Origin of the sequence: Actinomadura mexicana, from assembly GCF_900188105.1 — a bacterium.
Classification (GTDB): Bacteria; Actinomycetota; Actinomycetes; order Streptosporangiales; family Streptosporangiaceae; genus Spirillospora; species Spirillospora mexicana.
Window position 1 is genome coordinate 115,848 of sequence record NZ_FZNP01000004.1, and the last position, 12,974, is coordinate 128,821.

Annotated in this window: 12 protein-coding genes; 7 read left to right on the forward strand and 5 right to left on the reverse strand. The window is 73.4% G+C overall.

Annotation, left to right across the window (positions count from 1 at the left end; genetic code table 11):
- Positions 1-182: 182 nt before the first annotated feature.
- Positions 183-572, reverse strand: coding sequence for a CoA transferase (locus CHC11_RS43835; RefSeq protein WP_218826076.1), 390 nt, complete (start codon positions 570-572; stop codon positions 183-185).
- A gap of 19 nt (positions 573-591) precedes the next feature.
- Positions 592-1,665: an ABC transporter substrate-binding protein gene (locus tag CHC11_RS11960; protein WP_089311767.1), complete on the reverse strand. Its 1,074-nt coding sequence runs from the start codon at positions 1,663-1,665 to the stop codon at positions 592-594.
- A gap of 161 nt (positions 1,666-1,826) precedes the next feature.
- Here CHC11_RS11960 and CHC11_RS11965 point away from each other — a divergent pair, with 161 nt between their 5' ends.
- Both CHC11_RS11965 and CHC11_RS11970 read left to right on the forward strand, forming a co-directional pair.
- Complete coding sequence (locus CHC11_RS11965) at positions 1,827-2,642, forward strand: crotonase/enoyl-CoA hydratase family protein (protein WP_089311768.1); 816 nt, start codon at positions 1,827-1,829, stop codon at positions 2,640-2,642.
- A gap of 22 nt (positions 2,643-2,664) precedes the next feature.
- A complete protein-coding gene (locus tag CHC11_RS11970) occupies positions 2,665-3,549 on the forward strand; it encodes a LysR family transcriptional regulator (protein ID WP_089311769.1) in 885 nt (294 codons plus the stop codon).
- Here CHC11_RS11970 and CHC11_RS11975 read toward each other — a convergent pair.
- Positions 3,484-4,368 (reverse strand): LysR family transcriptional regulator, encoded by an 885-nt coding sequence (locus CHC11_RS11975; protein WP_179278806.1) that lies wholly within the window; start codon positions 4,366-4,368, stop codon positions 3,484-3,486. The two genes, CHC11_RS11970 and CHC11_RS11975, sit on opposite strands and share 66 nt — an antisense overlap.
- Before the next feature lie 141 nt (positions 4,369-4,509).
- On the opposite strand from CHC11_RS11975, the gene CHC11_RS11980 reads away from it, so the two are divergent.
- The 5 genes from CHC11_RS11980 (at position 4,510) to CHC11_RS12000 (ending at position 10,350) form a co-directional block, all read left to right on the forward strand.
- Entirely contained in the window at positions 4,510-5,316 is an 807-nt protein-coding gene (locus tag CHC11_RS11980; RefSeq protein ID WP_089311771.1) for an enoyl-CoA hydratase/isomerase family protein, read from the forward strand.
- Positions 5,313-7,277: an acetate--CoA ligase family protein gene (locus CHC11_RS11985; RefSeq protein ID WP_089311772.1), complete on the forward strand. Its 1,965-nt coding sequence runs from the start codon at positions 5,313-5,315 to the stop codon at positions 7,275-7,277. The genes CHC11_RS11980 and CHC11_RS11985 overlap by 4 nt, the downstream gene beginning before the upstream one ends.
- Positions 7,274-8,503 carry an acyl-CoA dehydrogenase family protein gene (locus CHC11_RS11990; RefSeq protein ID WP_089311773.1) on the forward strand — a complete coding sequence of 410 codons (1,230 nt, stop codon included), beginning with the start codon at positions 7,274-7,276 and terminating at the stop codon, positions 8,501-8,503. Before CHC11_RS11985 ends, CHC11_RS11990 begins: the two co-directional genes overlap by 4 nt.
- A complete protein-coding gene (locus CHC11_RS41255; protein ID WP_089311774.1) occupies positions 8,500-9,525 on the forward strand; it encodes an acyl-CoA dehydrogenase family protein in 1,026 nt (341 codons plus the stop codon). The genes CHC11_RS11990 and CHC11_RS41255 overlap by 4 nt, the downstream gene beginning before the upstream one ends.
- Before the next feature lie 75 nt (positions 9,526-9,600).
- A complete protein-coding gene (locus tag CHC11_RS12000) occupies positions 9,601-10,350 on the forward strand; it encodes an IclR family transcriptional regulator (RefSeq protein WP_089311775.1) in 750 nt (249 codons plus the stop codon).
- Between the two features lie 120 nt (positions 10,351-10,470).
- On the opposite strand, the gene CHC11_RS12005 is transcribed toward CHC11_RS12000, so the two are convergent.
- The gene (locus tag CHC11_RS12005) at positions 10,471-11,640 is read right to left on the reverse strand and encodes an acyl-CoA dehydrogenase family protein (protein ID WP_281258307.1); all 1,170 of its coding nucleotides are present in this window, start codon (positions 11,638-11,640) and stop codon (positions 10,471-10,473) included.
- A 1-nt stretch (position 11,641) separates the two neighbouring features.
- Complete coding sequence (locus CHC11_RS12010; protein WP_218826038.1) at positions 11,642-12,952, reverse strand: acyl-CoA dehydrogenase family protein; 1,311 nt, start codon at positions 12,950-12,952, stop codon at positions 11,642-11,644.
- Positions 12,953-12,974: the final 22 nt, after the last annotated feature.

Here is a 12,974-nt window from a genome sequence, read left to right on the forward strand (position 1 = left end):
TCGCTGATGGCACCGCGGTCGTCGCCGAGGCGCACCTCGGCACTGGAGCCGACCAGGGCCTTCCGCGCGGAGTCCGCGAGTGCGGCGGCTTCTGGAGAGCGGACGCTCCGTGGCGCAGCGGGCTGGGCGGGTTCACGCCCGCGGCGCAGGGCGTCGTCGACCGCGAGATGGGATCGAGGCGGTCAAGTAGGACGCCTCTGCGCCGACCTCACACGGGGCGGCCGCGGCCAGGACGCCGTTGGGGTCGTTCCGGCATCACCGAAAGTGCGGCCATATGCGGATGGGGCGAGACCTCGGCCGTCGTAAGGACCGGCGTGACACAGGCGTCGGTCAGCCCGAGGCCCTCGGGCATGGTCCGGTAGAAGGCCGGCGAGGGCCCCTACGGCCATCCAGCCGCCGTCGGCGCAGCGGTAGGTCCGGTAGAACGGCCGGCGGGTGGCGTCCCAGGCCCGCGCGTCCGGCTCGCCGGATCGCTCGACCCGTACGACGTCCGCGCCGAGGGACGCGAGCAGCATGCCGGCGTGCCGAACGGGACCGATGCCGCCGAGCTCGACGGCACGGACACCGGACAGGAGCCGTGGACGCCTTCGCTCATTCGACGGCGGAGTCGCAGCTCGCCGCGGCCTCGGTGAACCGGGTGTCGATGAGGTCCGCGGAGTCGAGCGGTTTGTCGTACTCCAGCTCGCCGCGCTTGAGGGAGAACGCCTGAAGGTCGTCCGCGAACTTCTCCGTTCCCTTCATCGAGAACGACGGGTCGAAGGCGAGGAGGGCCGAGTTCTTGATCGTGGCCTTGTCGACCTCCTCGGCGGTCGCGAGCAGGTCCACCGTCTCGGCGTTCTTGCGGTAGTCGCCATCGAGGTACTTCTTGGTGACCTTGCTGAGCACCTGGGTGAACTTGACGGCGAGCTCGGGCCGGTTCAGGAGCGTCCGGCCGGCCATGATGGCGGTGCCGGTCACACCCGGCGGGTAGCCCGCGATCGGGACGAGATCGGGATTCTTGGCGGCCTCGACCTCGAGAGGAGCGGAGATCCAGGCGGCCTTGACCGCACCGTTCGCGAGTGCGTTGAGCGCGTCAGGGCCGACCAGCGGCTGGGCGAGCTTGACGTCCTTGACGCCCAGCCCCACCTTGCTCAGGGCGTTGTCGAGGATCAGGCCGCTCACGCCGGTGCCGCCGGTGGGGGTGCTGACGGCGGCGCCCTTGAGCTTGGCGAGGTCGGGGGAGGTGGCACTGCCGACGATGTCCTTGCGGGACCAGTAGCCGGGCACCGGGGTACCGGCCGGGATCTCCTGCTGCTTGTCCATTGGAACGATCCAGCGGACGTTGACGCCGTCGTTCAGCGTGTTGAAGTGGGACGAGCTCAGCGAGGTCATCTGCGCGTCGAGCTGACCGCGGGCGACCAGCGGCAGCGATTCGGCGCTCGGGATCTTCTCGATCTTGACGTCGACGCCGGCCTGCGCGAACGCCTTGGTCTCGACGCCGAGCAGGAGCGGCGCGAACACGGCGAGCGAGGAGCTCATGCCGATCTTGATCGTGCCCTTGGTGTCGGCGGTCGGGCAGATCTGCGCCGCGGACTTCTCGTCCGCCCCGCCGTCGCCGCTCCGGGGGTCGGCGCAGGCGGCCAAGGCGCCCGACAGCGCCAGCACCGTCGCAGCGGCAGTGGTCACCGAACGCGCAGGAACTCGACGCATCGTGGCCCATCTCCTTGCTCATCGATCATTTCTTTCAGTGGAACTTTATTCCACTGTGTGCAATCCTGTGACCACGATCACTGGTCTGTCAAGGCTCGTGCCGACATTCGGCCGCATTCACCTCGGAGGAGACCCCCGTGAGCGACGCCCACGAAACCGCGCCCTCCGCCGCGACGGCCGAGGAGCGCGAAGCACCCGAGGTGCTCGTCGAGGACCGGGAGGGCGTGCTGGTCATCACCCTCAACCGGCCGCAGGCGAAGAACGCGATGACCTGGAACATGGCCCGGCTCATCGCGGCCGCCCTCGACCGGCTCGACGACGACCCGGCCCTGCGCCTCGCCGTGATCACCGGCAGCGGGGGCAGCTTCTGCGCGGGCATGGATCTCAAGGGCTTCCTCCGCGGCGAGCGGCCGAGCATCCCGGGACGCGGCTTCGGTGGAGTGACGGCGGCGCCGCCGCGCAAGCCGCTCATCGCCGCCGTGGAAGGATGGGCGCTGGCCGGCGGCTTCGAGCTCGTGCTCGCCTGCGACCTGGTCGTCGCGGCGTCGACCGCACGGTTCGGCATCCCCGAGGTGAAGCGCGGCCTGGTCGCCGCGGCGGGTGGCCTGCACCGCCTGCCGGACAGGCTGCCCGAGGTCGTCGCCATGGAGCTGGCGCTGACCGGGGACCCGGTGGGTGCCGAGCGGCTGCACGCCCTCGGCCTGGTCGGCACGCTGACCGGCACGGGAGGGGCACTCGACGCCGCCCTCGCCCTCGCCCGCAGGATCGCCGCCAACGGGCCGATGGCGGTCGCCGCGAGCAAGCGGATCATCGTCGAGTCCCGCGCCTGGCCGCACGAGGAGCGCTTCGCCCGCCAGCAGCCGTACGTCGACGAGGTGTTCGCCTCCAACGACGCGCGGGAGGGCGCCCGCGCCTTCGCCGAGAAGCGGCCGGCGGCCTGGACCGGCAGCTGAGCCCCGGCGCTAGGCTGCCGGCGTGGAGCTCCACCAGCTGCGGGCCTTCCTGAGCGTCCGCGACACCGGCAGCGCGACGGCCGCCGCCGCACGGCTCGGCGTCCGGCAGTCGACGGTCTCGGCCGCGATCCGCGCCCTGGAGCAGGAGCTCGCGGCGCAGCTGTTCCACCGCGTCGGACGCGGGATGTCGCCGACGCCGGCGGGCCACGCCCTGGTCGGGCCGGCGCGCCGGATCCTGCGCGACTGCGGGCAGGCCGGGGAGACCCTGGCCGCGGCCGGCCGGGGCGGCCGGCTGGAGCTCGCGGCCCTGTCGCCCGTGGTCAGCGGCCCGTTCTCCTCGCTCGTCTCGGCGTGGCTCGGCGCCGCGCCGGGACGCGCGGTCCGGGTGCACGACCTCGACCGCGAGGACGCGGTGGCCGACGTCCTGACCGGCGGCACCGCGGAGATCGTCTGCACCCGGCTGCCCGTGTCCCCGCCGGTGGCCGGCGCGCTGACGGTGCTGCCGATCGGCTCGTGGGGGCTGCGGGTCGCCTTCCCGCCGCGCTCCGAAGCCGTCCCGGAAGGCGCGGTGACGATGCGGGAGCTGTCCGCCGTGCCGACGGTGCTCGTCGCGGCGGGCCGCAACTCCTCCCTTGAGCGGGCCACCGCCCGGACTCCCCTGTCGGCCGCCGTGGTCGCCGATCAGCGGGAGGCCCGCACCTCGCTGATGCTGGCCGGGGTGGGCGCCACGATCGTCGGCCCGCGGCTCGCCGTGGACGCGGCCGCCGCGGGCGCGCACGTGCGGCCGCTGGACCCGCCGTTCACCCAGTCGGTCGGGCTGGTCTTCGACCCGGCCCGCCTCTCACCGGTCGCCCGGGGGTTCCTCGCGGCCGCGGGCGAGTTCGACGAGGGCGGCGCCGGCGGGTGACAGCGCCTGCTCGCGCCAGACCAGGTGGGCGTCCCGCCACAGCGGCGGGTCGAGCGAGCGGAGCGACGCCCAGGGCATGACGGCCTCCGCCGTGTCCCGGCCGACGAATGTCGCGACCGCGCCGTCCCTGACCAGCTCCCACAACATCGCCCGGTGGGCGCACTGGGCCCGGACCCGGCCCGCCATCGACGCCACAGCCGTCGCGGTGGCGCTCGCGGAATCAAGATCCGAGGGGACCACCCCGAGGTCGAGGTCCGCGACCCGTGCGCGCGTGACCGGCTCCGCCAGCCCCGCGGCGAATTCCGGGCTCGCGACCAGCACGATCTCCTCGGCCCCGAGGTCGCACCGGCCCCACCCCGCGTCCGGGGGCATGACGTCGGCCATGCCCAGTTCGGCCTCGCCCGAGCGCACCAGATCGAAGGTTCCGGCCGCGGTGCCCGCGTCCCGGACGTGGATCTCGAGTCCGGGATGCCGCCCGCGGAGCGCCGCGACGATCGGGGTCAGGGGGTGCACCGCGAGCGTCGTCGACGTCGCGACGACCAGCCTGCCGACCTCCAGGCCGGCCACCTGCCGGACCCGTTCCCTGGCACCGTCGGCCTCGGCGATCACCTGGCGCGCCAGGCCGAGCAGCCGCGCGCCGTCGGCGGTGGGACGGGCGCGCCGCCCGGACCGGTCGAAGAGCCGGACGCCGAGCTCGTCCTCAAGCCGGCGCATCGCCAGGGAGAGCGACGGCTGGCTCACGAACAGGACGCGTGCCGCCTGGGTGATGCCGCCCTCGTCGACGACCGCGACGAAGTAGCGCAGCGTCCGGAGGTCCATGGCCGCCCACCCTAGCGAGACATAGGACGCATCGATGGGACCTGCGAACGAGAGGTCTTTGCGCATATGCCTCCCGGGGCGCGACAGTAGGAGCCGAGACACCCCTACAGGGCCGTACGCTTGCAGAACACCGGAGAACCCATGACCGATCGTCACGTCACCGTCGAGCGGCAGGGCCGCGTCGGCCTGGTCTTCCTGGACCGCCCGGACCGCCGCAACTCCTACACCCCGCTGATGGCCCTCCAACTCCAGGAGGCGCTGGTCGCCTTCGACGCCGACCCGGAGGTGGCGGTCGTCGTGGTGAGCGGGCGCGGCGAGCACTTCGGCGTAGGCGCGGACCTCGACATGAACTGGCGCGACGAGAAGACCCACGGCGTCGAGACCCTGACCGAGCCGGAGAAGGCGCCGTGGAACCTGGGCACGCCGATCATCGCGGCCATCAATGGTGACGCCATCGGCGTGAGCCTCACCTGGGCGATGCAGGCCGACATCCGTGTGGTGGCCGACTCGGCCCGGCTGGCGTTCTCGTTCAACCGGGTCGGCATCATGCCCGACCGCGGCTCGACCTGGCTCCTGCCCCGGCTGGCGGGCTTCGGCGTCGCGATGGACCTGCTGCTGACCGGCCGGACGGTCGACGGCACCGAGTTCGAGCGCCGCGGCCTGGCGACCCACATCGCCGCGCCGCAGGACGTGCTCAAGGTCGCCGTGGACCTCGCGACCGACATGGCCCAGCGCTGCGCGCCGGTGTCGATGACCGCGACCAAGCGGCTCATGTACGAGTTCCTGGAGTCGACCGACCGGGTCGCGGCGTACAACCGCGAGCGCCGCGTCCTGACCTGGATCCGCAGCTGCGGCGAGACCCTGCGCGGCATCGCGGCCTTCAAGGAGAAGCGCGCGCCCGAGTGGGGCACCACCAAGCACACCCGCATCCCGGCCGAGCTGCGATGAGGGCGGACGTGGTGGACAAGCCCGATCTCCAGGTTCCCGACCTGCGTCCCCTGCTCTCTCCCGCCACCGTCGCCGTCATCGGCGGGACGTCGAAGGAGACGGGCCTCGGCGCCCGCACCCTGCGGCACCTGCGCAGGGCGCGGTTCGGCGGCGAGCTGCTGACGCCCGCCCCCCGGGACGGTCTCGACCGGGACGTGGACGTCGCGCTGCTCTGCGTGCCGGCCGCAGCAACACAGGAAGTCCTCGACCGGATCGACGGGCGCGCGAAGTTCGCCGTCGTGTTCGCCTCCGGCTTCGAGGAGGCCGGCGGCGGCTCGCTGACCACCACCCGGGGCACCATCGTCCTGGGCCCGAACACCGTTGGGCTCTACCACGCACCCGACCGCGCGGTGCTGACCTTCGCCCAGGCCTTCGACGGCCTCGTCGACTGCCGGCACGGGAGCGGCGCCTTCCTCGTCTCCCAGAGCGGCGCCTTCGGCGCCCGCGTCGTCACGGCCGCCGCCCGGTACGGCTTCCACCTCGACGGCTTCATCGGCAGCGGCAACGAGACCCATCTGGACGCCTGCACCCTGGCCCGTGGCGTGCTCGTCGCGGCCGAGCCCAGGGTCCTGCTGCTCTACCTGGAGGGCATCCGCGACGCTGGAACGCTCCAGTCCCTGTTGGCCGACGCGGCGGCCCGCGGCGTGCCGGTGGTGTGCCTGCTCGGCGGCCTCTCCGAGGCCGGATCCACCGCGGCCGCCTCCCACACCGCGGCGGTGAGCACGGACACCGCGGTGACCCGCGAGCTGTTCGAGGCGTACGGCGCCGCGCTCGTCGGCTCCGACCGCGAGCTCGTGCTCGCCGGGCTGGGCCTGTCCCTGATGGGCCGCGCGGCCGGGCGCCGCACCGGCATCGTGACGGGCTCCGGCGGCGCCGGCGTCGTGGCCGCCGATCTGCTCAGCGGCGCCGGCCTGGAGGTCCCGGTGCTCACCGCCGGGCTGCGGGAGCGCTTGATGGCGCACCTGCCGGACATCGCCTCGCCGCGCAACCCCGTCGACGTGACCGCGCAGGCGATCGGCGACGACACGACCCTCGATAAGGTCTGCGCGACGCTGCGCGAGAGCGGCGAGGTCGACCTCGTCCTCGTGATCGCCCGCGAGAACCAGGCCGCCGCCGCGGGCGCCCGCGCGGGCGCCGCACCGCCTACGGTCGTCGCCACGCTCGACCGGGAGCCGGCCACCGTCCGGCCGCGCATCGAGGCCGGCGAGGTCGTCCTCCCCGATCTCGACTCGGCGTGCCGCGTCCTCGCGTCCTGCGCGCCGCCGAGGTCGAGCGGTATCGCCGTGCTCCGCCCGGCCGCCGCCGGCCCCGGTTCCCTCGGCTCTGACCCGACCGCGTCCGAAAGCCTCCGGCTCGTCGCCGGCGTCGGCGTCGAGGTGGCGGACTGGGACGCCGCGACCACGGCCGCCGAGGTGCTCGCCCACGGCGAGCACCTCGGCTGGCCCGTCGTCCTCAAGTCCGACGTCGCGGCCGGCGTCCACAAGGCGCGCGCCGGCGGGGTCCGGCTCGACGTCACCGCGGCCACCGCCCGCGAAGCCGCCGCCGAGCTCCTCGCGAGCGGTGTCCCGCTCATCGTGGCGCGCCAGCTCCGCGCCTCGATGGAGCTGTTCACCGGCGTCCGGCGTGACCCCCAGTGGGGACTGGTCGTCTCGGCGGGCCTCGGCGGCGCCCATGTCGAGCTGCTGGACCGGACGGTCGCCATGCCGGCGGCCCTCGGCGCCGAGCACTTCGCCCGGCGGCTCGCGGCCGAGCTGTTCGACCGGGTGCCGGGACGGTACGACGGGCTGGCGGCGGGGCTCGCCGCGGCGGCGTTCGCCCTCGCCGACCTCGCCGACCGCACCGGTGCCGCGCTCGTCGAGTGCAACCCGATCGGCGTGGTCGACGGCCGGATCGTCGCCCTCGACGCCAGGGTCGTGCGATGAGCGCCGCGCTGCAGCTGGAGGAGCTGCTGCGGCGGGTGCTGCCCGCGCGCTGGACCGAGCTGGTCGACGCCGGCGACCGCGACGGCCTGGCCGACCACCTCGCCGGCCTCGACGCCGGCCTGACCGCCGATCTCGTCCGTACGGTCGCGGCGGACGGCTGGCTCGTCCCGGAGTGGCCGGCCCACCTGGGCGGACGCGCGCTGTCCGCCGACGAGACGGTCGACGTCCGCCGCACCCTCGCCCGCTGGCGGGTGGGCACGGTGGAGAGCGCCATCGGCACCGGCTGGGTCGGACCCGCGATCCTGAAGTTCGCGGGCGACGACGTCGCCGCCGAGCTGCTCCCCCCGATCGCCCGCAACGACGTTCTCTGGTGCCAGCTCTTCAGCGAGCCGGAGGCCGGTTCCGACCTGGCCTCGGTCCGCACCCGCGCCCGCCGCGACGGCGACGGTTGGCACCTCACCGGCCGCAAGATCTGGACCAGCCGCGCCGACCGGGCCCGCTGGGGCCTCGCGGTCGCCCGCACCGACATCGACGTCCCCAAGCACGCCGGCCTGACCTGCTTCCTCGTGGACCTTTCGACGCCCGGCGTCCAGGTCAGGCCGATCCTGCAGATGACCGGCGACGCGGAGTTCTTCGAGGTCACCCTCGACGACGTCGTGGTGCCCGACCGGTACCGCCTCGGCGCGACCGGCCAGGGCTGGGACGTCGTGCGCGCGGTGCTCCAGCTCGAGCGCGCGGCCGGCTCGGGAGCGGGCGCCGCCACCCCCGGCTCCGTCGTCGGCCGCACCGTCGACGAACTCGTCGCCGAACGCCTGGCGGCGGCCGACCCCGTCCAGGCCGACGCGATCGTGCGCCTGTACGTCGAGTCCCAGGCGATCGCGCTGAACAACCGGCGCAACGCCCTGCATCGTGCGGAAGGCCTGCCTCCGGTGGCGAACGGCACGCCGTACAACAAGGTCCTGCAGGCCGAGCACACCAAGCGCCTGCAGCGCGGCATCCTCGGCGGCGCCGGCCTCGGCGCGGTCGCGCACGCCCCCGGCGACCGCGCCCGCGCGTACGACGCCTGGGCCTTCCTGCGCGTGCAACCGAAGACCATCGCCGGCGGCGCCTCGGAGGTGCTCCGCGACCAGATCGCCGAGCGCGCCCTCGGCATGCCGCGCGGAGCGGACCCGAGCAAGACCGTCTCCTGGCGCGAGTTCACGGGCTCCCAGGGAGGGAACGCATGAGGCTGGCGTCCACCGAGCAGACGGATTTCGCCGAGAGCGTCGGTGCCCTGCTCCGCAAGCGCGATCCGCTAGGGCCCATGCGGCACGCGCCAGGGCCCCGGAAGTTCGACGCGGGGCTCTGGGCCGAGCTGATGGCCAACGGGCTGCTCGAACCGGCCGAGGCGGGTGACGTGCTCACCGCGTGCCTGGTCGCCGAGGCGCTGGGCCGAACCGCCGCTCCCCTGCCGTTCCTGAGCGCTTCGGTCGCGGGCGCCCTCATCGGGCCGGCCGGCGGCGAGGTCACCGGCCTGGCCACGTACGGGCTGCTGGCCGAGGACGGCACCTGGTCCGCGCCCGCGCTCGAGTACCGTGACGGACTGGTCCACGACACCCTTCCCTTCGTGCCGGACGGGGACATCGCCGACGTCGTCGTGGCGCCCGTCCAGGCGCCGGACGGTCGCCGGCTCGCGCTGGTGCGGACGAGCGACACCACCGTCGAGCCGCTGGAGAACCTCGACGCGACCCAGCCGCTCGTCCGGGTGGTCTGCGACGGCTCCCCCGCCACCCTGCTCCCGGCCGGTGGCGACGCCCTGGCATCCGTTGTCGAGGAGGCGCGGCTGCTCGCGCTGGCCCTGCACGGCGCGACGATGCTGGGACTGGCGACCTGGCTGCTCGACACCACCGTCGAATACGCCGGCCGGCGGGTCCAGTTCGGAATGCCGATCGCCGCCCGGCAGGCCGTCAAACACCGGTGCGCGAGCATGCTGATCCAGGTCGAGTCCATCCGTTCGATGGTGCTCGAACTGGCCGATGCGCTCGAGTCCGGCGCCGGCGATCGCGCCCTCGTCGCCGCGACCGCGATGGCCTGGACGACGGAGGCGGCCGAGGAGGTCGCCGGCGGCGCCCTGCAGTTGCACGGCGGCATCGGCTTCACCTGGGAGCACGACCTCCACCACTACTTCAAGCGCTGCACCGCCGGCGCCCTGCTGCTGGGCACGGCCGCCCACCACCGCGCACGGGTCGCGGCCGCACTCACCGCCTGACCTGCACAAAATTCGACTGAGCAAAACTGCGGTAGGCTCCAGTGGAACCGTCCCGTCGATTCAGGAGGCCGAGCGGTGGCCGAGGGTTCGATCGCACGGACGCTGCGGGTGCTCGAGACGGTCTGCGACCACGGTCCGGAGACTCTCAAGGTGCTCAGCGAGCGCACCGAGCTGGCGCCGCCGACCCTGCTGCGGATCCTGCGCCTGATGGCGGACGAAGGCTACGTCGTGCAGCAGGCCGACCGGACCTGGCGCGGGACGATGCTGGTCTGGCGGCTCGGCTGCGCGGTCAACACCTCGGTGGGCCTCTCGGCCATCTCCCGCGAGCACACCGACCGGCTGACCGCCGAGCTGGACGAGACATCGGTCTACGCCGTCTACGAGCAGGGCGCGGTGACCTACGCGGCCCACTCCGAGCCGATCAAGCCGGTCCGGGCGCACGTGCGCCTCGGTCAGCGGTACCGGCTCCTCGCTGTCACCACCGGCCATGCCGTGCTGGCACAGCTCGACGAGCCGTCCGTCGAGCGGGCCCTCGCCGAGCAGGCCGAGAGCGGCGATCCCCGCGACCGCGAGCAGGTCGTGACCATGCTGGCCGAGATCCGGCGGCGCGGCTACGCGGCCGGCCCCGGTGTGCGCTGGCCCGACCTGTGGGGGTGCGCCGCACCCGTCTTCGACGCCACCGGAGACGTCGTGGGCGCCCTCGGCATGTCCATCCCGACCGCACGCGCCGAAGAGATCCGCGACCGGGTCGTCGCCGGCGTGCTGCAGGAGGCGGAGGCCATGAGCACCCGCCTCGGCCGTCCGGCCGTCGTCCGGGAAGTCTGACCGGGCAACATACGAACGGGCACATACGAACGGGCACATACGAACAGGCAGCGCACGAAACCCCTGCCGCGCCCTTCGAGGATGGTGCGCAGGGGCTTTCACGCGGCCGCCCTCGCCGGGTCAGGTCAGCTGGAGCGTCCGGGCGATGATGCCCTTCATGACCTCGCTGGTGCCGCCGTATATGCGGGCGACCCGCGCGTCGGCGTACATCCGGCAGATGTCCTGCTCCCAGACGTAGCCGTAGCCGCCGTGCAACTGCAGGCAGGCATCGGCCACACGGCCGTGCAGCTCGGTGCAGAAGAGCTTGACCTGGGCCGCCGCCGGAGGCGCGAGCTCGCGACGCTCGTGCCGGGCCATGGCCTGGTCGACCAGCGCCTGGCCGGCCGCGATCTGCGCCGCCTGCTCGGCGAGGACGAACCTGGTGTTCTGGAACCCGCCGAGCCGCTGCCCGAACACCTCCCGCTCGCGCACGTAGTCGCAGGTCAGGTCCAGCGCCGTGACGGCCTGGGCCTGCGAGTTGACCGCGATGGACAGCCGCTCCTGGGCCAGGTGGGAGGACAGGTAGCGGAACGCCCGGCCCTCCTCACCGAGCACGTTGGCCGCGGGTATGCGCACGTCGTCGAAGAAGAGCTCGGTCGTGTCCTGCGCCTTGAGGCCGAGCTTGTCGAGCTTGGCGCCGCGGCTGAAGCCCGGCATGCCCGCCTCGACCGCGACGATCGTCAGCCCGGCACGGCGGTCGTCCGCGGACGACGAGGAGCGGGCGACCACGAGGACCAGGTCCGACTGCGCGCCGCCGGTGATGAAGGTCTTCGCCCCGTTGAGGATCCAGTCGGACCCGTCCCGGCGCAGCGTCGTGCGCATGCCGGCCAGGTCGGAGCCCGTGCCCGGCTCGGTCATGGCGATCGACGTCATCAGCTCGCCGCTCGCCATCCCCGGGAGCCAGCGGCGTCCCTGCTCGTCGGTCGCGAGGGACAGGATGTACGGGGTGACGACGTCGGTGTGCACGCGCAGGGAGCCGAGGGTGACGCGCTCGTAGGCGACCTGCTCGGTCACGACGCAGTTGAAGAGGAAGCCGTCCTGCCCGCCGCCGCCGTACTCCTCCGGGATCTGCAGGCCGACCAGGCCGAGCTTCCCGGCGGCCCGGTAGACGTCCCGGTGCACCATCCCCGCGGCCTCGAACTCGGCGACGCGGGGTGCCACGTCAGCGCGCAGGAAGGCTCCGACCATGTCGGCGAAGTCCCGGTGCTCGTCGCCGTAGACCGTCCGGTCCAGCTGGGGTCGCAGAGCCACGTCACTTCCTCCGCTGGCTGCCGCTGACGCCGAGCACCTGGGCGCCGAGCACGTTGCGCATCACTTCGGGCGTCCCGCCGCCCATGGTGAGGCCGCGCCCGTCGCGGAAGTAGCGCTCCACCGGCCAGCGGCGCGAGTAGCCGCGCGCGCCGTGGACGCCGATGGCCGTGTTGGTGACCCGCTGCACCATCTCGCTGCTGTGCAGCTTGGCCATGAGCGTCGCCGTCTGGTCGGGGAAGCCGCCGCCCCCGCTGCGGGCGGCCCGCCACAGCAGCATGCGCGACACGTGCACGTCCAGCGCCATGTCGGCGATCTTCCACTGGAGGCCCTGGAACTCCGCGAGCGGGCGGCCGAACTGCCGGCGGGCGTTGAGGTGGCCGACGCTCGCGTCCAGGGCGGCCTGGCCGAGGCCCGTGCACATGGCGGCGTTGCCGCACCGCTCGGGGTTGAACTGGTTGACGAGGATGCCGGTGCCCTTCTTGGAGTGCTCCTCGGGCATGACCAGGACGTCCTCCGGGTCGATGCGCACGTTGTCGAAGTGCACCAGGCACTCGGCGACGCCCCGGATCCCCATCTTCGGGTCGATGTGGAACTCGCCCACCCCGTCGGGCCGCCCGGTGAGCACCACGGCGCCGATGCCGTAGGGGCCGGCGGTGCCGGCCAGGCGGGCGAAGACGATGATGGTGTCGGCGACGTGGCCGCCGGTGATCCAGCACTTGGTGCCGGTCAGCCGGAACCCGTCGCCGTCCGGGGTCAGGGTGGCCCGAAGGTCGGTGCCGGCACTGCCGGCGGCCGGCTCGCTCATGGCGATCGCGAAGTGGTTCGTGCCGGCGGCGACACCCGGGAGCAGCCGGTCCTTCATCTCCTCGGTACCGAGCACGTGGATCGCGCGCCACGGACCGTTCAGGAACGGCTGGACGGACATCGCGGTGCTCAGGCAGGCGCGCGCCAGCTCCTCCACCGCGATGCATCCTTCGAACAGGCTCTCGCCCTGGCCGCCGTACTGCTTCGGGACCGTGAGCCCGACGAGCCCGGCTTCGAGGACGGCCTCGAACGTCTTGCGCGGGAACTCCTCGGTCTCGTCCCAGTGGCCGGCCATCGGGCGCAGTTCGCGGACGGCCACCTCGCGGGCCCGTTCCCGGATTTCGCGCTGGTGCGGCGTGAGCTCCGCCCACATGCCGTCGTACGTCGGCTCCGGGTCGAGCAAGGCCGGGTCCCAGACGTCGCGGGCGACATCGAACATCGGCTCCTGCCCTGCCGGGCCGTCCCCCGTCGGGGGTCCGCCTGCGGGAGTCGTGGTGTCGACGCTCATGGAGGGCTGCCTTTCAGAGGGA